The following is a 21,539-nucleotide window of genomic DNA, read 5'->3' on the forward strand; positions in this document are numbered from 1 at the left end:
GGCCATTGGTGACTTCCAATCCACGATCCGCTCCAAGACGGCACTCCATTTAGTCAGACCAACTGCCAGTGTTCGCAAAACGCCTTGCTGAGGGTGTGACAGCCGCACGGCGCATGTCGATGGCCGTCCTTCTAAGTTGTTCTGCGTGATTATCGAGGTGATGGCTGAGCTTGAACTCGGCAATCAGGTTCCGCAAGCGATTGGCTTCGTCTGCTAGAGTGGATGCGGATGCATTGGTTTCCTCTACCATGGCTGCGTTCTGTTGCGTGACCTGATCCATCTGGTTGACGGCAGTGTTCACTTCCGACATGCCCACAGACTGCTCTTGTGCGGCCGTGGCAATTGCGTCCATATGCGTATCGATCGTATGGATATAGCCTTCAATAATCTTCAAAACTTGCCCGGTTTCACTGACTAGCTTCACGCCGCTCTGTACTTCCTTGCTGGAATTGCCAATCAGCTCCTTGATTTCCTTCGCAGCCTTTGCCGATCGCTGGGCGAGTTCGCGCACCTCCTGCGCAACGACGGCAAAACCCTTGCCCGCATCGCCCGCTCTCGCTGCCTCGACACCTGCATTCAAGGCGAGAAGATTGGTCTGGAAGGCGATCTCGTCGATAACGCCGATAATGTTGGTAACCTGGTTAGACGACTGTTCGATTTTTTGCATGGCGCTAACCGCGTCGGCAACCACCTTGCCCGACATCGTTGCCCGCTCACTGGCCTCCTTGGTCGCAACGCGTGCCTCTTGAGCCCGCTTCGATGAACTTGTCACATTCACTGTGATCTCATCGAGTGCGGCGGCCGTTTCTTCAAGGGCTGCAGCCTGCTGTTCCGTTCGCCTTGACAGGTGATCGGATGCATTGCTGATCTCGCTTGATCCGCTGCCAACTGCCTCTGCTGCGGTTGAAACGCTCCCAAGCGCTTCGTCCAGCTTTTCGAGTGCGCTATTGAAGTTTTCCTTGATCGACTGAAACGCGATGGAGACTTGCCCCGTGACGCGCGTGCGCATATCGCCGTTCGCCAACTTTTCGAGCGACATGGCAAGATTTTCAAGGAAGGCCGCCTGATCGCGATTGGCTTCTGTAAAGGCCGATTCCGTTTCCTTCAATTTTCGGTCCAACTGATCCTGGAATACCTTTGCTTCCTGCTCCAGCCGTCCGCGCTGAACGGCATTCTCCTTGAACACAAGTACGGCTGACGCCATGTCCCCCATTTCATCCCCTCGATCCGTGCACGGCACTTCACAATCGAGGCGGCCATCGGCGATAGCCTTGACGGTGGTGGTCATGGCGCTCAAAGGTCCAAAGAGGCGCTTTCTTAAGACGACGTAGCTTGCTGCTAATACAATAAGGATCACTAGGGCTACGACGCCAGAAATGACGGCTTGGCGAAAGGCCGCCTGGCGGCCAAGGTCAGCGACCTCAACGGCTGAAATCATCGAGACGGTCGCGATGTTTGTTGTGGCGTTGATCGCCGGAATCAACTTGTTCAGCCAATCGGTGAATGCCATCTCCGGCATCTGCCCAGCCTGCACTGCGGAAACGATTCCACGCCGCAAAGTACCGAACTCACCTTCGAAGTACCCATCTTTCGCTTCGGATACGGCCCTGCGAACTGCGTCGCCGATGGCAGGATCACTTGCGCCGAGCTCGACCATGTCCCAATATGTCTGCGTCCGGCCTTCGGTCACATCAAGACGCTTCTTCTGTTCGGCATTCAGTGTCGGTCCGCCGGTATACGGAATATGGGCGATTTCCCAAACAGAGCCGCCGACGTTGCGAACGTTCCAGGCGTTATTTTTTAGAGCGGCAAGCTTGCCCATGACGGGATCGATGGATGCCATGTCGTCCTCAATCAGTGCAGCAAGCTGCACGATCTGATCCATCAATCGATTTCCTGTTTGCGCGAAGCGCTCACCAAGCGCGGTGTTGCGCTGGGTAATTGGCAGGGAAAGGGTATTATCGAGATCGGTACGCAAGCCTTTCAAGTCAGTCACGCTCTGTAAAAGCTGATCACGCAGGCTTTTCAGCTTTTCGTCGCCGAGGCTTTCCAGGTATGGCGCAGCAGCGGCAACGCCAGCATCCACCGTGTGCCTGTTCCCGGTCATCAGCTTTCTGGCGCCGTCAAGTGACGAACCTTCCATCCGCAACAAATTGGGGCTGTCAGCTTTCTCAGACAGCAATCCCATCTGAATTGTCAGAAGATCTTTGTCGAGATTTGCAAATGCCGCCGCTCTATTGGCATTGCTCATAGTAAGCAATGATGTCTTTAGATTTTCCAACGTCAGCATGATTGCGATCGCTCCGATCAGCAAAAACAATGCGCCGACAATTTTTTTGATAGTAAAGTGGCGCAAGATCGCCTCCATTGGTTAGCAGTCAGTTGTGATAGGGACTTTAGTTATTTACGAATGGATTCAAGCCGCGGCCGCCGAGAGATCCCAGCCACAGACGCATAGCCAGTCGCTGGGGTGCTGCGGCCTTCCTCTTCGCGCATTTCTCCGACGTTAAACCGAGACAGCAACTCGAAAAGCTGTCCTGCTTCCTTCGCAAGTTGGCTAGCTGCAGCGCTCGTTTCCTCGACCATGGCCGCATTCTGTTGCGTAGCCTGGTCCATGGTGTGGACGGCAGTGCTGATTTCTTTCAGCCCCGTTGCCTGTTCCGAAGATGCCAGGACAATCGCACCGACATTGTGATCGACCTGAACGACCTGCTCGACAATCTCCTGTAAAGAGGTACCGGTTGTTCCAACCAAAGCCACGCCGGTCTTGACGAAACCGCTCGACTTGGCGATCAGATCCTTGATCTCCTTGGCGGCTACTGCCGACCGTTGGGCTAGTTCCCGAACTTCCTGTGCGACAACGGCGAAGCCCTTGCCAGCGTCGCCAGCACGGGCCGCTTCGACACCCGCATTCAGCGCCAGCAAGTTGGTTTGGAAGGCAATCCCGTCGATGACACCGATGATGGTGGCAATTTCCGACGATGAACGTTCGATATCCCCCATGGCTGCAACCGCCTGCGTCACCACCAACCCCGATTGCTCGGCACTGCCTTTGGTACTGCGAACCAGTAGCCCCGCTTCCCTGGCACGGTGGCTGGAGTCGGCAACCGTTGTCGTGATCTGCTCAAGAGCGGCGGCCGTTTCCTCAACGGAAGCGGCCTGCTGCTCAGTGCGTCTCGCCAAATCATTCGACGCAGACTGAATTTCCTGAGAAGCCGAAGCAATAGCAGCGGCGTTCTGGGATACAGTCCGCATGGCGGAACAGAGACCGGAAGAGGTCTCGTTGAAGTCACCGCGAAGCTGATCAAGGGACGGAAGAAATGGTACGCTTATGGACTGCGTCAGATCACCCCGCGACAGCGCCTTGAGTGCAAGGCCTAGCTGCTCGACATTGTTTACCCGCGCCGTAATGTCGGTTGCGAACTTGACGACCTTGAAGACTTTGCCGTTCATGTCGAAGATGGGATTGTACGAGGCCTGAATATGAACCTTCCTGCCGCCTTTTCCAACCCGCATGAACTCTTCAGCAATAAACTCGCCTGCAGCAAGGCGCGTCCAAAAATTCTGGTAGTCGACACTGGCAACGTAGGTAGGTTCACAGAACATCGCGTGCTGCCGTCCGACAATCTCAGCGGCCGTATAGCCCAGCGTCGTTAGAAAGTTCTCGTTCGCTGAAAGAACCTGACCCTGTGGCGTGAATTCGATAACGGCTTGGGCTCGGGAAATCGCCGCGATTTTGCCTGCATCTTCCGCGGCTTGTAGCTTTTGCTGGGTTACATCAGTCGCGAATTTTACAACCTTGACCGGTCGACCGTGGTGGAACACCGGATTGTAGGAGGCTTCGATCCAGACCTCCTTGCCGCCCTTGCCGATCCGCTTGTACTGACGCTGATCGAACTCCCCTCGGGCGAGCTTTGCCCAGAACGCCCGATACTCCGGAGATGCCACCTCAAGGGGATCAACGAAGATGCTATGGTGCTTTCCAACAATTTCGGAGAGCTGGTAACCCAGTGCCTTACAGAAGTTGGCGTTAGCCGTGACGATGGTCCCGTCGATCTTGAATTCAATAATTGCCTGAGAACGTTCAAGCGCGGCTAGGACTGCACCTGCGCCAAACTTCACACCAAACATGCATCTCTCCATCCGGTCTTGCAACACGGGCATCCGGCAGGATCTGCTTACGGACAAGCGTGCTTTCACCTAGAAGGAGCGCAAAAAATTAGGAATATGTAAATCATAGCGCTGGCTAGTTGATATATGCGGACTGTTTATCTCTCCTGCGTATCGGTGATCTTTTAATTCCCCGCACCGTTCATGTCCCTCGCTTGAACAGTTCGCCTGGCTTCTCTCAAACTCCGCGTAGAAGTGCCGCGCGAATTCGCCTGACGAACGAAAACCCCATTTCTGACCAATCACTGAGACACTCGATCCGCATCCAGTCTTGAGGTCATTGTAGGCACGCTGGACTTGCTTCGGAGAAGTGGAGAGGCATTTTCAGATCATGCCGCGAGATTGTGGTCGTAGCTATCGTGCTTCGGCTTCTCGGACTGGTGCAGTCAACGAAACCAATGCCCTTTATGTCAAATGGCCGATATCGCCGAGAGCCACTGATGCTCACTTGAGGCGGACATATATGAAATCGGCGGCGAAGGGAGGAGCTGGCAAGCTACGTCGTTCAGCTTGCGTTCCTCACTTGGCCAAAACCACAGCTTCGGGCCGACTGGGCCTATTGCGTCGCGTCGACGAAGAATTCGAAGCGGCTCCGCCCCTTGTTCTTGGCCACATAGAGCGCGATGTCGGCGTTGCGCTGCACTTGAAGTAGGTCGATGTCCTCGCCGCGGCCGACGGCGATGCCGATGCTGCAGCCAACTTGGCATTCAATCTGATTGATCCGGATCGGCTGGCAAATGGTCGTAATGATGCGGTCGGCAAGTGAGGACAGGTCGTCAGGGTCTGTCAGGCCCGGGGCGTAGAGAACGAACTCATCGCCACCGATTCGCACGACGAAGTCGCCCGACCTTGTGTTGTCGCGCAGGACGCTTGCCGCCTGCTTCAACACTCTGTCGCCAACATCGTGACCGAAGGTGTCGTTGATCTGCTTGAAACGGTCGAGATCGATATGCAGCACGGCCATACCCTCCGAGACCGTGTCCGGATCCAGCTTCATGCGGACGAGCTGGTTGTCGAGATAGCGCCGGTTTGGCAGGCCGGTGAGCGGATCCAGGAGCGCCATGCGCTCGATCTCGGCCTTGGCGTTTTCGAGGTCCCGATTGCGGGCTTCGGCCACGCGGCGGGCGTCTTCGAGCGCGCGACGCAGGTTGCGGTCGTCGCTGACGTCCCAGTTGACACCGATCATGCGGCGGTGACCGTCGGCATCGACGAAGGGTAAAGCATTCATTCGGATGTCGCGCACATCGCCGCCCTCGAGGATCACCCTGTAATCGTCGGAGAATGGCATTAGGCTGGCGACATGATGGTCGACACGGGCGAGTATCCGCGCCTTGTCGTCCGGGTGGAGCGTCGCCTCCCAAAACCCGCTCACTTCCACGTCCTTCGTCTCCTCCAGTCGGTAGACGCGGAACATGCCCGCATCCCATTGGCACAGTCCAGTTTCGAAATCGAACTCGAACACCCCGATGCCCGACGCCTCCAGGGCGATGGAGAGCCGCCGCGACAAGCGTTCCAGAGCTTCCTCCGAGCGCTTTCGGTCGGTGATGTCGATGTCGGTGCCGACGATGAAGAGCGGATCGCCGTTGGATCCCCATTCGACGGCGGACGTGCGGCACTCGATCCAGAGCCAACTGCCGTCCGGCCGACGCAGGCGGTAGTCGTAGACGTTGCAGCTCTGATCACCGTCGCGCTGGCGCAGCACCATGTCCAACACCCGGTCGCGGTCATCGGGATGGATGGCGACCATGATTTCATCAAGGGACGCCGGCAAACTGTCACCCGGGCCGAGCCCGCGCAGCGTCTTCCAAGAGTCTGCGTAGGCCTGCTGGCCGCTGCGCAGATCGAACTCCCAGATGCCGGTCTTGGCGCTTGCAAGGGCGAGGTTCCACCGCGATTTCGATCGGACATGCTCCGCCTCCCGGGCGGTGATGTCCGTGAGATCCTGGATCTGCAGAAGCAGCGCGTCCGGCTCGCCGCCGGCTCGCATCGTCTTGAGGTGGACGCGGCAATGGGCGAGCCGCCCTCCGGCTTGCACGGAGACCTCTATGGCTTCAACCCGGTCCGGCGCCGTCAGGAGCCCGGTGAGCAGCGCCTTGGGTAGGGGGCCGTCAACGGTCTCGAAGAACGTTCCAGGAGAGAGACCGTCCCGTGCGCCCGGGCCGAAGAAGTCGATCGCCAACCGATTGGAAGCCAGGACTTGCCCCGCTCCGTTCAACAGAAGGGACGGCAGCGGCAAATCGTCGAACCACGCCGGCGCCCGCGGGTGCTGCCCTGTTGTTCCGACGGTCGGGCCGGTCTCTCGCTGCATGAATGTATCCACCGACGTCCTTTAAGCCCTGGGATTTCCAGTTCGACCGGGATGTTTCGTTTTTCTACTCCGGGTTGTCGCTATCCGACGCAACCAGAACTTTGGCATTAAAATCGCCGAACAAATTTGCCAAATTTAGCAAGCAAAAGATGTTGCTTTCCTGAGCGACCATACCGTCCGAAAAGGATTTGTCGAAAGACGTGGTGATCTCAGGAAGTGGTTGAATCTGATCGCTTCTGATTGTTAGAATGTCAGATACCCGATCAACCAACATACCGATAACCGCGTTGTGAACGTCGGCAACTGGTCCCGTCGATCTTGAATTCAATAATTGCCTGAGAACGTTCAAGCGCGGCTAGGACTGCACCTGCGCCAAACTTCACACCAAACATGCGTCTCTCCATCCGGTTTTGCAACGCGGGCATCCGGCAGGATCTGCTCACGGACAAGCGCGCTTTCACCTAGAAGGAGCGCAAAGAATTAGGAATATGTAAATCTTAGCGCTGGCAAGTCGATATATGCGGACCGTTTATCGTTCGTGCGAATCAGTGATCTTTGATCCTCTCAGCGCTCATGTCCCTCGCTTGAACAGTTCTCCTGGCTTCTCTCCAAACTCCGCGTAGAAGAGCCGCGCGAATTCGCCGGACGAACGAAAGCCCCATTTCTGACCAATCACTGCGACACTCGGTCCGCATCCAGTCTTGAGGTCATTGTAGGCACGCTGCAGCCGTACCTTTCTGATATAGAGTTGTGGGGTGGTCTCCAGTTGTTCACGGAAAGTCAATTGCAGTGACCGAATACTGAGCCCTGAGGCGACTGCCACTTCTGCGGGTGTTATCGGCAGATGTGCGTTGGCGTGGATGTACTCAAGCGCATTGCGAAGAAGCCGGGGCAACTCGACCGAACCATGCCGGAGCGCGGCAGAGTAGGAGTGCCGGGAGCCGTACAGGATGGTATTGATAAGGGCATCCTGAAGATTGGCAACGGCCAGCGGGTTGCCAACCAGCCCACCATGTTCGGCAAGCCCTCTTTGCAAAGTGTCGCAGATGCTTTCGCAGGCGAGGTGAATGGGAAGGGGCATACCGTCCGGCTCGAATGCAATACGAGCAACATGTTCATGTCCGAGCCGGTCGGACAGTGCTTTTTTCAGGGTACGTGCCTCGATGATCATCCCTTTTTGAGACGACATCGGCTCTATAAATTTTCCCTCCGAGGCCCTCCGGTCGACAAGAATCGTGGTCGGTACTCTGTCGGCGGAAATCGGCGAGGATTCTTCAAGATCTAACGTTTTGCGTTGAACAGCAAAGACAAAATCATCCAGAGCACCGATGCATCGTGCGTGGTATCCGGTAGCCGACGCGGAGGCAAAGATCAGCAACTTGTCAGCTTGAAGGGACCTGCCGCGAAAGTGGAATTTTTGCTTGTCGGTATTCAGTACGACAGGAGTTTCCAAGTCACTGGTGAACTCGTTCGCTTCATCAATATCGGAAAATTCCATATGCCACATGCCGGAACCCCTCAATTCAGCAACAGGCAATAGAGGCATCCTCATATTGTAACGCAGTAGGCCCTGTCGTAATACATGAGTAATATATTTTTTGGGCTTCGATAATCCGTTCGTTTAAATTTTGGAATTTAGCCTGACCTTCTTCGATGAACGGCGTTCAGCCTTTGCGCCCGAACATAGGTGGCAACAGCGATCTGACGGCAAGCAGTTCGAAGGTTTCGACATTTAGATGCACGGCGGTGTCCGTTCCTAGTCTTTGTAAATGGCCAACTTTTGCAGGCCATTGCGCATTGGCGTCTAGAAGATTGCAGACGCTTCTCTCATATCTACACTCGTTTTAGGTCAGCAGACTTTCACGACCTCAAGGTCGAGCAGTTTCGCGAGTTTCTCGATGCGCCCGGCAATATGCCCGACGCCGACGGCGCAGTGGTGGGCCGGTCCTTGCGCATTCCACGCCTCGACGAACCGGCGGGCGCCGAGCGGGAACTGATACCGGCTGTTGGTATTGCCGATTTCGAGGATCGGACCGGCGACGGAGGCGCCTTCCGCGCAGAGCAGCTTAACCTTGCCGGCACTCTCGATGACGGAAAGCAGCGTCACCGGTCCATGCCTCACCGACATCTCGACGCTGACGCCGGAGCCGACCTTGCCGTGGAAAACCTGCAGCGGCCGGATCTTGGTGCGCCCTTCGGCAATTTTGGTATGACCCGGCCCGTCATGCCCCATCAGCACGACGTCGGCCGCAAAATCCATAGCATAATACTCGGTGAACGAGCCGCCGACACCGAAGCTGTCCATAATCTTCATGGCCTGGGCGTTCTTGATCTCGTACTCACCGGCCACCGGCACGCCATCGGCCGTCAGCATGGAGCAACCGACGATGATCGAGGTGATGATATCCTCGTATTCGTGGCCGGGCTGGGACTCGTAATAATAGGCCAGCGACCCGAGCGACTTCTTGTTCACCAGCTTACGCAGCGCCACGGCGGTTTTTGCCGCCCGCGCCAGTTCCTTCGGGTCGCAATCCGGCTGCACATCGAATTCCGCTTCGATCGTCGCCAGACAGGCGGAGATTATCCGCCTCGCTGACATCCTCCCGCAGCCGCGCCAGTTCATCAATTTCCAGCACTTCAATATGGGTGCCGAAGGCAGCGGCCTGCGCGGTCAGATCGGAATAGATATCGAGCATGCCGTTGTAGTAGCGGCCCATGACGCCGAGCCGGTTATGCGCCATCAAATGCGCGACGCGCGCGGCCTCGATCCAGTCGTTGATTTCCTCCTCGACGATCGGATCATCGGTGAGAACACCTGTCACCTGATGAAAGCTGATGCCTGCCCGATGGAAGACATTGGCGATTTTGGGGACGGGGCAGGCAGAGCAATGCGCCAGCCAGTCGCCGGTCATCGCGGTTCGATCACCGAGTGCGTTGAAGGTGGCATAGTCGATGGCCACGGTCGGCTGCAGGTTGAGGATGATCACCGGGACCTTTGCCCGGCGTACCACCGGCAGAACGGTCGAAGACAAGGCATAGGTGGTGATGTAGAAAAAAATGATATCGACGTCCGCCTGGCGAAACTGATGCCCAGCCTCGAGCGCCTTTTCGGGTATATCGATCAGCCCGAGGTTAACGACCTCGACGCAGGGGGCGCGCAAGCTTTTCCTCGACAGTATCGACATAGCCGCGCAGCCGTGTTTCCAGACCTTTGAACTGCGGCCAGTAGGCCTCCAGACCGATGCCGAAAAGGCCGGCCTTCAAGGGGCGTTCAGTCATTTCTGTTTCTCCGATGCAATAGTGAAAAGCGTCAGCTCTGCAGGCGCACGCGCAGCTGATCGAGGCCGACCGCCATCAAAAGGACGATGCCGCAGGTGACGTCCTGCCAGAAGGACGACACGTTCATCAGCGTCAGGCCGTTGTTCAGCGTGCCGAGAATAAGGACTGCGATCAGCGTACCCCAGACGCTGCCGAGTCCGCCGAACAGACTGGTGCCACCAAGGATGATGGCCGCAATGATGGTCAGCAGATGCTGTCCTGCACTGAAGACCAGCAACTCTTCTCAAGCTGATTAAATCAAACTTCACTCATGTAGTACAGCATCATACAGCGCTATCGCCGCACGCAAGTCCTGAACAAAGCTTACCTGGGGCCATTCGCACCAATGCCGGAAACACATCTCTCAAAAGCAAACAGGCACCTAGCTTTCACCGTCGCACAGTTTGCAGAGGCGACGAACCTGTCTCTGGTGTCGATCGACAGCAAGGGAAACATAGAGTTCGTCAACCCATCTGCATGCAAGTTGTTCGGCTACACCAAGGCCGAGATGATCGGGCAGCCGATCATGATCATCATCCCTGAGCGGATGCGGGGCGCGCATATGGCAGGGCTGCAGCGAGTAGCAGGGGGACAGGCTCCTCATTTCGGCGGACGGCCGGTCGAAGTTTGTGCCCTGAAGAAGGACGGTACAGAGTTTCCCATCGAAATCATCCTTTCTGTATGGAGTGGCAAGCAAGGGTTTTGCGCAGGCGCCGTCATTACCGATATCAGCGATCGACGAGAACGGGAAAGCAAGCTGCTTCGGCTGGCCAGTCAGGATACATTGACCGGACTTTCAAATCGCCACAGGTTTTCCACGCTCCTTTCGGAATGTTTTGATTCGGGAAGTGCGGCTTCCATCATTCTCCTAGATCTGGACGGGTTCAAGGAGGTGAACGATACGCACGGACATCTGGTCGGTGACTGCCTTCTGCAGGCGATCGGCGTGCGCCTCCCCTACCTGCTCGGCCGAAATGCAGAGGTTGCTCGCATCGGCGGGGATGAGTTCGCCGTGCTCTTGAACGGGACCAACGACCCTCTTAAAGCCCACGCTCAGTCACAAGCGATCCTTGAAGCATTCCGCAAGCCTTTCGACGTAGGAGGGCACGTGCTGGAGCTTGGAACCAGTATCGGGATAGCGCTTGCTCCCGCTCACGGAAATGACGCTGAAGAACTGATCGCCAGTGCGGACTTCGCGTTGTACAGGGCTAAAGCCGAAGGCGGAAATGTCATTCGAATTTACGATGCGACAATGCGCAGCGAAACTGCCGCACGCCGAGAACTTCGCGATGAGCTTCTTCGAGCGCTCCGTGGCGGCGAACTTGAATTGTTCTATCAGCCGCAAGTCGATCTTCTCGACAGGCGGATTGTCGGGCTCGAAGCGCTGTTGCGTTGGAACCATCCACAACGGGGCTTGCTTGCTCCGGGTGCCTTTCTGCCAGCGTTGGACCAAAGTGCTCTGGCTCTGGAAATCGGCTGGTGGACACTCGATCAAGCCGCCGCGCGCGCCGGCGACTTGCAGGCGTCGGGGCATGACATCAAGGTGAGCGTCAACCTCTTTCCAGGTCAGCTGCGCGCTATCAATCTCATTCATAGAGTCGCCGATGCCCTTCAGCGTCATTCCCTGAAACCGGAGCGGCTCGAACTGGAGGTGACGGAAACCATTGCGCTCGCCGATGATGACCGCTCCTTCGACGCCATGACCGCTATTCGAGAACTGGGAGTGGGCATTGCATTTGACGATTTTGGTACGGGCTACGCTTCGCTCAGCTCGTTGCAGCGTTATCCGCTGACGACGCTGAAAATCGATCGAGGTTTCGTGCAACACATCAACTGCAAGCCATCGGACCTTGCAATTACTCGCGCACTGGTGGTTCTAAGTAGCGAGATGGGGCTCAAAACGATCGCTGAAGGGATTGAGACCGAGGAGCAGGAACGGGCGCTCATCGAACTGGGATGCCTGTTCGGCCAGGGATACCGCTATTGTAAGCCGGTTCCGTTTCGGACCATCCTGGATCTCCTTGCGCATACCGCCAGTCCGACGCAGCAAATCTGTTCAATCGCCAGCTAGGTGCTCTCAGGTTTTTCTACGACATCACGCTTTGCCAGAATGATGTGCCCGAGCGGATAGCCAAACTTCGGCGCGAACAGTGGGACCACGAGCAATACGGAAGATTCTGTTAGATTTAACTAACATTCTAGCGAAATCACCCGGCGGATTTCGTCGGACTTGAAGCCAATCATTGATGGCGAGCGGCGTCCGGGAAGCGCGATGACATCGTAGAGCTCGGTCACAACGCCCTCGATCGCCAGCCAATGCGCCACGTCGCCAGTGCGGAGATCCACCACCTGCAATCCACAGCGGGGCTTCATGGCCTGCGCATCGAGACGGTCCTGCAAGGGCAGGCCCTCGAATGTGCGATTGGAGCGCGGGGCCGATAAGCCGATGACGGCGTAATGGCCGGAAAAAGTGAGGCCGCGCGCATAGCCCGGCAGGAAAGCGATCGGCTCAAACGCGCCGGAGGCGAGATCGACCCTGCCGAACTCGCCCCTGCCTGAATTCAGCACATAGAGCTGGCCGTGGTGCCAGCGTGGAGAGTGCGGCATTGAGAGGCCAGAGCAGACGATCGCGTTGGTCTCGACATCCACCACGACGCCGCCGGCGACACGCGCGTCGCGCCAGCTATCGGCCACATCGCCCTTGCCGACCGCCGTTATGAAGGCAGGCCGGCCATCCTTCATCGCCAGCCCGTTGAGATGACAGCGATCCTCCGCCGCCAACCTCGAGACGAACGACGGCTTCCAGATCGGCCTGAAGGAATGGGTCTCGGAAATTTGGCCAATGCAAGAGAACAGCGTGTTGGCGAACACCAGCTTGCCATCGGCGGCATAGCCCATGTCGTGGACATCGAGATCGCCGGTAAAATGGCTCATCTGCGGCACATAGACGGCGTCCGCGCCATTGGCCGTCTCGCCGTTTCCCAGGGCGTCGACGAATGTGTAGATCTGATAGAGCGAGGCAATCGCCAGCCTGTCGCCGCTAACCGCCATGCCCATGGGACGCTCAAGCGTGCGTTCGAACACGGACAACTTGTCGGTCTGGGCATTCGCGCCGACGAACAGGACCTTGCCGGATTGATAGGTCGAAAGCGCGATCGATCCGCCCGTTTCCCGGAGCCAGGACACGAACTGGCGCGACGTCAGGAGTTCGAGCTTGGGGGCGCTTGCAGGCATGCTGGTCATGGGTTCATTTATTTCGGGTTTGAAGGCTGGTTAAGTCCAACGGCCTTGGACCTTTGCATTTTCCTTCATTCGGGTCATGGCGCAATTTCTTTTAGCAACAGGCACAGCGGGCGCAACCAGCGCCCGCCGGGCCGGAACCCGCTTACAGCATCAGCGTTACGTCGTGATCGACCGCGATCGAGGCCAGAACTCTGTGGCTGTCATTGTCGACCAGATTGACGAAAGTATAGTCGCCGCCAGCTGTGCCGTCGAGATTGCGGTTGAGCTCGGTCGACACCCAGTCGGCATCCCCCGCGCCGGTGTCGAACAATTTCAGCCTGTCGCCGCGATTGCCCGCAACCACGAGATTGTTGTGGCTGTCTGCGCCGGTGAACAGGCTGTTTCCCACATTGGAAAAGTGGAACACATCGACGGCGGCGAGGATAAGCGTGTTCTTGCCCGTGGTGAGATCGAAGCCCTCTATCCCGGTGATCTCGGCATTGGAGAAATTGCGGGCGTCGAGCGTAAAGCCGGAGCCGGCAAAGGCGATGATATCCTGTTTGCCGCCGCCCGCGTCGATCAGCCGGAAGCCGGCGTCGGAGGTCACGATCCGGTCATTGCCGGCGCCGGAGCGATAGATGTCAGCGCCGCCCTTGCCTTCAAGCGTATCGCCACCGGCGCCACCCATCAGAATTTCCGCCGCTGCGGCGCCCGTAAGATTGATCGACTTCGTGCTGACGCCAAATGTGCCGCCATAGAGGACGTAGGCGTGGCCGTCATAGACGCTTCCATAGACCCCCGGCCCGCCGACAATCAGATCGTCGAAGCCATCGCCATTGATATCGCCGGCAGAGGAAACGGACGAGCCGACGGCTTCAAGAGGGGTTCCGCCTTGAATGATGAAGCCCTGGCTGGCTGTTATCACGCCGATGTCAATGACCTGGCGACCCTCGACATTGCTGCCGAAGCCAGAGGCTGTGCCGAAGACCACAACGGCCCCGCCAGCCAGCTTTCCGCCATAGCCGGAACCGTAGCCGCCGACGAGCAGGTCATCGAAGCCGTCGCCATTGATATCGCCTGCCGACGACACGGAATTTCCGTAGGAACGGTTTTTAATGATGAAGCCTTGATCCGCTGTGAGTGTGTGGAGGTCGACGACTTGCCGGCCTGACACGTCAACGCCGAATCCGGAGGCCGAGCCGAAGATCACATAGGCGCTTCTGGTGTAAAGCGTGCCGACGATGAGATCGTCGAAACCGTCACCGTTGACATCTCCGGCCGACGACACCGATGCGCCGGCAAAGTCGCCTGCGGCATCAGCCTGAATGATGAAGCCCTGGCTTGCAGTGAGATCACTTATGGCTACCACCTGCCGACCAAACACGTTGGTGCCGAATCCGGAGCCTGTGCCGAAAATTACATAGGCCTCTCCGGATTCATTAAAATATTCAACGCCTTGATAAGTGAAGCTGCCGCCTGCGTCTGACCCGCCCGGCGCACCGACGATGAGATCGTCGAAGCCATCACCGTTCACATCACCTGCTGACGATACCGAAAAGCCGGCCGCCTCGTTTGCTTGATCGCCCACGATGATGAAGCCTTGGTCGGGTGTGAGAACGGCGAGGTGGACCACCTTTCGGCCCGAAACGTCGATGCCGAAGCCGGAGGCCGCACCGAAAATCACATAAGCTTGGCCAGCAGCGGTATCGTAGTCGCCTCCCCCTGTTGCACCGACGACGAGATCGTCGAAGCCGTCACCGTTGACATCTCCGGCCGACGACACCGACCCACCAGCGTTGTCATTTTCTGCGTCGCCCTGGATAACGAAGCCTTGGCTGGCGGTGAGCGTGGTGAGATCGAGCGCGCGACGTCCGCCGACAAGGCTGCCGAAGCCGGCGTCCGCGCCAAAAATCACATAGGCTTCGCCCGCATTGGAACCGCCGTCGTCGCCCCGTTTTGCAGCAACGATTAAATCGTCGAAGCCGTCACCGTTGACATCTCCGGCCGACGACACGGACATGCCCAAGGCGTCGTACATGGCGTCCCCCTGGATGAAGAAGCCCTGGGTGGCGGTAAGCGTGGTGAGGTCGAGCACGCGACGACCGCCGACAAGGGCGCCAAACCCAGAGGCCTTGCCGAAGATCACATAGGCGCCGCCCGCAAAGTCGCCCCCTCTATCATCGCCGATCGCGCCAACGATCATGTCATCGAAGCCATCGCCGTTGACATCGCCCGCCGAGGAGACGGAAAAACCGACAAAATCTCCGGCGATAGTCTGGAAAACGAAGCCATGGCTGGCTGTGAGTGTGGTGAGATCGATATTGTCGACGGTGCTTTCGACGGTGAATGTCGCGCCAGCGCCAGCGCCTGCAACTGCGGGCAGGCCTTCGCCGTAGCTTGCCGATACTGAAAACAAATGCTCGCCATTCGAAAGCGCGACACTGGAATGGTCGAAGATCCAGCGGCCATCAGCGCCTGCGACGGCAATGCCGATCTGGACGTCGCCATCATAGACGACGATCCGCGCAAATGGATCGGCTGTGCCGTTGAGGAAAAGCGTTGCGTCGCTCGTGGTGGCGCCTGGCGATATGTCGCCATCGACTGCGGTCGCCGAGATGATGACCGGCGCGCCCGGTTGACGACGGTCGATGACGACATCACCGAATTGCAGCAGTTCGACCGTATTGTCGATTTGCGATGAACTGCCTGACTTGAAAATGGTTAAGCGCCCGTCGGCATCGTAGGATGCAACGTATCCCACCGCGTTGCCGGCAAACACCGCCGTGTCGACACCGCTGCCGCCGGAAACCATGTTCTCGCCGGCGCCGCCGTTCAGCGTATCATTGCCCGAGCCGCCTTTCAGCGTATCATTGCCGGCGCCGCCAATCAGCGTGTCATTGCCGGCGCCAGCTATGATCTGCACGCGGTTGGCGGATTTGGTCACGCCAGACGCATCGATCATGTCGCTACCGGAGCCGCCCGTTACCTTCAGCACATCGCCGTTGGCCGAACCAACCAGAGCATTGGTGACGGTCAGGCTATTGCCTCCATTGGCCAGAACGATCTGCTCAACGCCGGACACCTTGGCGAAGTCGGAGGCTGCAATCGCGCCCGCTGTTGAGAAGACCAGCTGGTCCACGGCGCCGCCCTCACCGCCAACGACCTTGTCGCTGCCGGTCAGGTGCTTGGCCGCAAAGCTGAAACTGTCGGCCCCGCCGCCGCCGGTGAGCGCGTCATTGCCGGCGCCGGCGATGATCTGGATCCGATTGGCGGTCGTCGTCACGCCTGAGGCATTGACGACGTCGTTGCCGGAACCGCCGGTCACCTTCAGCATGTCGTCGGCGGCCGACCCGACCAGCGCATTGGTCACGGTCAGGTTATTGCCGCCATTGGCCAGCCGGATATGCTCGATGCCTGATACTTTGGCGAAGCTCGCAGCTATGATCACGCCGCCGCTGGTGAAGCGCAGTTCGTCAGTGCTTTTGCCGCCTCCGCCCGATATCTTGTCGTTGGAGCTGAAGGTCTGCGGCGTGAATTGGAAGATGTCGGCGACGCCCGTCTTTCCGACAAAAGAGTCCGCCTTGCCAGTCCCTGTAAACTTCACCACAGCGTCCTTCCATATCCATATTCAATAATTTCGTTAAATGGCGATGCGACACGTCCGACGCGCGCGACACGTCAATCCTGCAGTGAAGCCGACCTCGTGACTGAGAGTTATCAATCAATTGTTTGCAGAAAATTTGAGAATCGGAAATTTGTTCGCGCCGATGCAGCCGGGCCTACAACTGCCCCCAGGGCGGCTCTAGCAATCAAGCGCCTGATCTGAGCGCCAGTGCGCATTCAGTGAAACGGATCATACCAACGGCCATTTCTGCAGCCTGTCGCAATAGACCGCGCGTCAAATCTGACGCGCTGTGTGACGTCATGCTGGACGCGCCAGCCATGGCCGCATAGTTTACCCAGATGTGCTCCGACCGACTCGGCGCCATTCATCTTCAGGCAATGGAAGTAGAAATGGATCTGGTCTCATCCGGGGAGAAGACGCAGGGGCTCGATTTCGGACAACTTCAAATCGATCCTGAATGCATGTTTGTGCATCGCAATGGGCGCACAGTGCGATTCACCCGCAGCGAACGGGCCCTGCTGCTGGCGTTGATCGGCAATCCGCGCCGCCTCATGAGTCGGAGCCGACTGCTGGACGAGATCGCCACGAGAATTTCCGAGCCATCCGACCGCAATATCGACTTTCTCGTCAATCGCCTGCGGTCCAAGCTGGGGGACAATGCGAAGGCGCCTGCATTCATTGCGACTCAGTATGGCGAAGGCTACCTCTGGATCGCAACGCCAGCGCCTCCCCCGCCGCTCGATGCCTTCCTGGTCATCGACCTGACATCCGAGCTTGATGGCCATCCCTTCCGCCGGCAGGCTTCGGTGCTGATGGATCGGCTTCAGGATGCCCTGTCCGCCGGCATTGGTCCGGTGCGCAAGGTTGCCAATCTCGACAAGCTTCTGCGGGTTGTCCCTGAAAAATCGCGCTACTCCCTGCAAGTGAGCTTTCACGCGGATCATGGGCGGCTGAGCAGCGCCGCCGCTTTGCGCGAAATGCCATCCAAGCGCATCATGAAGACATTCCGGTTGCAACTCGACGTCGAGGATGACGCGTCATTTGCAGCCGAGGCGCTCCGGGTTTCCGCTGGCGTCGTCGACGCTCTGGAGCAAGCGCAGAAAGAAGCCTCGAGCGGCTTGGGCATATCCGAGGACGACGCGATCGAGGCGCGCTTTGAAAGCGCCTCAAAGCTGCTGTCTGCCGACAATCCGAAATGGCTGGCGAAGGGCGATCTGCTCGGTAAAATCCGCCAACAGAATCCGCAGGATTCCGATGCCGCGCTTCAATGGTGCCTGCATCTGTTCTCAAAGCTTGTCCTGACCGAGCCATTCGCCGGAATGAGGCTGGAGGAGCGCGACAGAACCGAGACGGAAATCGAGAGCACGGTGCTTGATTGCCTGCCCGGCATCGGGAGCAATCCCCTGCTGATGCTGGCGGCGGCCAAGCTACTCTATTTCATCAACCGCGGCCATCTTGACCTCGCAGAGGAAATTGCCGAGCGCGCCTTCCCTCCGACACAGGATTTTACGGCCGCCCTGCCCATTCTCGGTCAATTGAAATATGCGCGCGGACGGTATGACGAAGCGGTCAAGCTGTTCGACCGGGGCATCGATCTGGCCACGCCCGGCTCGGAATTTCACTGGCATATGCGGGTGCTGAAATGCCTTGCTCTGGTGGCCGCAGGCCATAGCGGCGCCTCGGCGGCGCAGGCCACGGACATCGGCAATTTCGGCGCTGGCAGTCTTCGCGAAATCAATCTGATGCTGGGATGGATGACCGCGTCTCCAGATCTGCCCTTGCCGCCCGCATCGGAAACGGCCCTGAAAGAGCTGGGCGCTGCGGGCGCTGCCCGTGGGCTTGAATATCTATATTTTAGCTCCGCCCGCCACATCACCCTTGAAACGGGTCGCTCCAATGTAATGCGGGCTATGATCGCGCATGTCTCGCGCCTGCATGGCAGGCAGGCCATTCCCGACCTGGTTCTGCGCGGCGTCGGGGCCGCGCCATCATCCTGAGCGAATTTCAGATTGTGTTTCGGCGCAAGCCTTGATGACGTAGACGCCCGAGACGACCCCAGTGTGTGGCAAATTGTGATTGTTTGCAGAGCGCGGCTTCGAGGTCGATCATAGCACGATCAACCGCTGGGTATTGGCTTTTGCGCCGATGATCGAAAAACGGCTGCGGCAGTTTCGGCGACACCATTGCGGCTCGATCCGGATCGATGAGACTTACGTCAAGATCCGCGGCAAATGGCGCTATCTGTACCGAGCCATTGATAAACACGACAATCCTGTGGATTTCCTGTTGACCGCTAAGCGCGATCTCGACGCCGCCAAGCGGGTCTTTCGCAAGATGCTCAAAGACGAACCCTTGTTGTCGCCGAACAGGATCGGGACGGACGTGGCCAACACCTTCCCGTCAACGATCAAAACGTCGGTTGGTGATGGGCTTCTCCATCCGGACCCCGTGCATTATGTCTCCAAGCATCTCCAGCAAGGTATTGAAAGCGACCATTTCCGGGTAGAGAAGAACATGCCAAAAATCGGTGGCTTCCAATCCTTCAACACGGCGCGGCGAACCATCGCGGGTTTCGAGGCGATGCTGTGGTTGAGGAAAGGCTTTGGCTTTTCCGGCGGCTGGACTGTCAACGATCAGAACGATTTGCTTGCGCGCCTCTTCGGACTGCAAAAGGTTAACAAAGCATGAAAATGAAGATACGCACGGGATAATCGCGCGCTCCGAAAATGTTTGCGACAGGCCCTCCTAGTTTGACTTTGTTTCGCCTGCCAATAGTACATGGAAAATCTCGACACGTGGATCCACCCGATCACTCAATGAAAACCGATGAATTGTTTCAGTTCAGGCGTTTTCGGCGCTGTGAAGACCTCTTCAGGGCGGCCGATTTCGTGGACGCGCCCCTGGTGCATGAAGACGACGCGTGAGCAGACGTCTCGGGCAAATTTCATCTCGTGGGTCACCATCATCAACGTCATGCCTTCTGCCGCAAGCTCGCGCACCACGGCGAGGACTTCGGCCACCAGTTCAGGGTCGAGAGCCGAAGTGATCTCGTCGCAAAGCAGCGCGATTGGCTGCATGGCGAGCGCCCGGGCGATCGCGACGCGCTGCTGCTGGCCTCCGGACAGCTCATCGGGATAGGCGTTGAACTTGTGGTCAAGACCAACCCGTTCCAGCATCTTGCGCGCCATCACCTCGGCATCCGCTTTCGGCGTCTTCTTCACCACCATCTGCGACAGCATGACATTGCCGCCGGCGGTCAGATGCGGAAACAGGTTGAACTGCTGAAAGATCATGCCGACCTTGAGCCTGAGCGCCTTCAGATGCAGTTCGTCGGGCAGCAATTGCGCGCCGGCCACCGCGATCGAGCCGCTATTGATCGTCTCCAGGCCGTTGATGCAGCGCAGCAGCGTCGATTTTCCGGATCCGCTCTTGCCGATGATCGCGATCACCTCGCCGGGCTGCACGTTGATATTGATGCCCTTCAACACCTCGTTTGCGCCAAAGCTCTTGCGGACTTCAGTGATTTCGATGAGCGACATTGAGCTTCCTTTCGAGGATCTGGCTGCTTTTCGACAGGGGCCAGCAAAGGGCGAAATAGATGAGGGCAACGAGGCCGTAGACGGTGAAGGGCATGAAGGTGGCGTTGGTCACCATGGTGCCGGCCTTGGACAGTTCGATGAAGCCGATGATCGAGGTCAGCGACGTACCCTTCACCACCTGCACGGAAAAACCAACCGTCGGTGGAATAGCGATTTTCAGCGCCTGTGGCAGGATGACGTAGCGCATCTGTTCAAGGTAGCCCATGCCCAGGCTGGCGGAGGCCTCCCATTGCCCCTTGGTGATTGATTCCACGCAGCCACGCCAGATTTCAGTCAGAAAGGCGGCAGACCAGAGGATCAGCGCCACGCCAGCGGCAAGCCAGGCCGGAACGTCGATGCCGACGAGGCCAAGCCCGAAAAAGGCGAGGAACAGTTGCATCAGGAGCGGCGTTCCCTGAAACAGCTCGACATAATATTTCGAGACGATCCGAAGCGCGCGGCTGCGGCCGATCCGCATGAACAACAGGATCCCGCCGACCAGGCCACCGCCGACGAAAGAGACTATCGACAGCAGGATCGTCCAGCGGGTGGCGAGCAGGAGGTTGCGCAGGATATCCCAAGTGGTGAATTCGATCATCGCTGCGCTCTCCTCGGAAAGATCATCGTGCCGGCCAGCAGCAGCACCTGCCGCAGCAGGATGGCCAGCAGCAGATAGACAAGGGTCGAGACAAAATAGGCCTCAAAGGCGCGGAAGGTGCGCGACTGGATGAAATTGGCCGCGAAGGTCAGGTCTTCGGCGGCGATCTGCGAGACGACGGCAGATCCCAGCATGACGATGATGACCTGGGAGGAGAGCGCCGGCCAGATGCGCTGCAGGGAGGGCACCAGCACGACATGGCGGAAGGTCTCGAACGGCGTCATCGCCAGGCTGGAGCCCGCCTCGAACTGGCCTTTGGGCGTCGCCTGAATGCCGGCGCGGATGATCTCACAGCTATAGGCGCCGAGGTTGATGATCATGGCGAGGTTGGCGGCCGACAATTCACCCATCTGCACGCCGAGGGACGGCAGGCCGAAGAAAATGAAAAACAGCTGGATCAGGAAGGGGGTGTTGCGGATCATCTCGACATAGGCCCCGACCACCGGCTTGATCCAGGAGGGGCCAAGCGCGCGCGCCCAGGCGCAGGCGATGCCGAGCGCAATACCGAAAATACCGCCGATGGCGATCAGCTCCAGCGTGATCAATATGCCCTTGACCAGAACGGGATAATATTCGGCAAGCCAGGAAAAATCGAAAACATATGTCATGGATGCGGAGCCTCTCTGAAGGAGCTTGGGAGGAGATCGGGCCGATCTTTCG

At 58.0% G+C, this 21,539-nt stretch carries 12 protein-coding genes and 3 pseudogenes; 3 read left to right on the forward strand and 12 right to left on the reverse strand.

What is annotated here, in order from left to right:
- Positions 1–49: 49 nt before the first annotated feature.
- The 7 genes and pseudogenes from M2360_RS17595 to M2360_RS17635 form a co-directional block, all read right to left on the reverse strand.
- The gene (locus tag M2360_RS17595) at positions 50–2,356 is read right to left on the reverse strand and encodes a HAMP domain-containing methyl-accepting chemotaxis protein (RefSeq protein ID WP_280776569.1); all 2,307 of its coding nucleotides are present in this window, start codon (positions 2,354–2,356) and stop codon (positions 50–52) included.
- Positions 2,357–2,400: 44 nt separating this feature from the next.
- Entirely contained in the window at positions 2,401–4,131 is a 1,731-nt protein-coding gene (locus M2360_RS17600; RefSeq protein ID WP_280776570.1) for a PAS domain-containing methyl-accepting chemotaxis protein, read from the reverse strand.
- A 595-nt stretch (positions 4,132–4,726) separates the two neighbouring features.
- Positions 4,727–6,478 carry a diguanylate cyclase gene (locus M2360_RS17605; protein ID WP_280776571.1) on the reverse strand — a complete coding sequence of 584 codons (1,752 nt, stop codon included), beginning with the start codon at positions 6,476–6,478 and terminating at the stop codon, positions 4,727–4,729.
- Positions 6,479–6,542: 64 nt separating this feature from the next.
- Positions 6,543–6,782 (reverse strand): annotated as a pseudogene (locus M2360_RS17610) (chemotaxis protein CheW); the annotation flags it as partial.
- 267 nt (positions 6,783–7,049) lie between these two features.
- On the reverse strand, positions 7,050–7,985 hold the full coding sequence (locus tag M2360_RS17615) for an AraC family transcriptional regulator (protein WP_280776572.1): 936 nt from the start codon (positions 7,983–7,985) through the stop codon (positions 7,050–7,052).
- Between the two features lie 342 nt (positions 7,986–8,327).
- A pseudogene (locus M2360_RS26795) lies at positions 8,328–9,757 on the reverse strand (arabinose isomerase).
- Between the two features lie 31 nt (positions 9,758–9,788).
- Complete coding sequence (locus M2360_RS17635) at positions 9,789–10,034, reverse strand: hypothetical protein (RefSeq protein WP_280776576.1); 246 nt, start codon at positions 10,032–10,034, stop codon at positions 9,789–9,791.
- A gap of 108 nt (positions 10,035–10,142) precedes the next feature.
- Between M2360_RS17635 and M2360_RS17640 the strand changes: the two genes are divergently transcribed.
- On the forward strand, positions 10,143–11,867 hold the full coding sequence (locus M2360_RS17640) for an EAL domain-containing protein (protein WP_280776577.1): 1,725 nt from the start codon (positions 10,143–10,145) through the stop codon (positions 11,865–11,867).
- 119 nt (positions 11,868–11,986) lie between these two features.
- Here M2360_RS17640 and M2360_RS17645 read toward each other — a convergent pair whose 3' ends face one another.
- Positions 11,987–13,039, reverse strand: a complete 1,053-nt coding sequence (locus M2360_RS17645; protein WP_280776578.1) for a TIGR03032 family protein — start codon at positions 13,037–13,039, stop codon at positions 11,987–11,989.
- A gap of 142 nt (positions 13,040–13,181) precedes the next feature.
- Positions 13,182–16,622: a hypothetical protein gene (locus tag M2360_RS17650; RefSeq protein ID WP_280776579.1), complete on the reverse strand. Its 3,441-nt coding sequence runs from the start codon at positions 16,620–16,622 to the stop codon at positions 13,182–13,184.
- 410 nt (positions 16,623–17,032) lie between these two features.
- Here M2360_RS17650 and M2360_RS17655 point away from each other — a divergent pair, with 410 nt between their 5' ends.
- The gene (locus M2360_RS17655) at positions 17,033–18,640 is read left to right on the forward strand and encodes a winged helix-turn-helix domain-containing protein (protein ID WP_280776580.1); all 1,608 of its coding nucleotides are present in this window, start codon (positions 17,033–17,035) and stop codon (positions 18,638–18,640) included.
- Between the two features lie 79 nt (positions 18,641–18,719).
- Positions 18,720–19,331, forward strand: a pseudogene (locus tag M2360_RS17660) (IS6 family transposase); the annotation flags it as partial.
- Positions 19,332–19,456: 125 nt separating this feature from the next.
- Here M2360_RS17660 and M2360_RS17665 read toward each other — a convergent pair.
- Genes M2360_RS17665 through M2360_RS17675 form a run of 3 tightly spaced genes read right to left on the reverse strand, consistent with a single transcriptional unit; the run spans position 19,457 to position 21,487 of the window.
- A complete protein-coding gene (locus M2360_RS17665; RefSeq protein WP_280776581.1) occupies positions 19,457–20,182 on the reverse strand; it encodes an amino acid ABC transporter ATP-binding protein in 726 nt (241 codons plus the stop codon).
- Positions 20,160–20,819, reverse strand: a complete 660-nt coding sequence (locus tag M2360_RS17670) for an amino acid ABC transporter permease (RefSeq protein WP_280776582.1) — start codon at positions 20,817–20,819, stop codon at positions 20,160–20,162. The genes M2360_RS17665 and M2360_RS17670 overlap by 23 nt, the downstream gene beginning before the upstream one ends.
- Positions 20,816–21,487, reverse strand: a complete 672-nt coding sequence (locus M2360_RS17675) for an amino acid ABC transporter permease (protein WP_280776583.1) — start codon at positions 21,485–21,487, stop codon at positions 20,816–20,818. The genes M2360_RS17670 and M2360_RS17675 overlap by 4 nt, the downstream gene beginning before the upstream one ends.
- Positions 21,488–21,539: the final 52 nt, after the last annotated feature.

The organism is Rhizobium sp. SG_E_25_P2, from assembly GCF_029892285.1.
Taxonomy (GTDB): domain Bacteria; phylum Pseudomonadota; class Alphaproteobacteria; order Rhizobiales; family Rhizobiaceae; genus Rhizobium_E.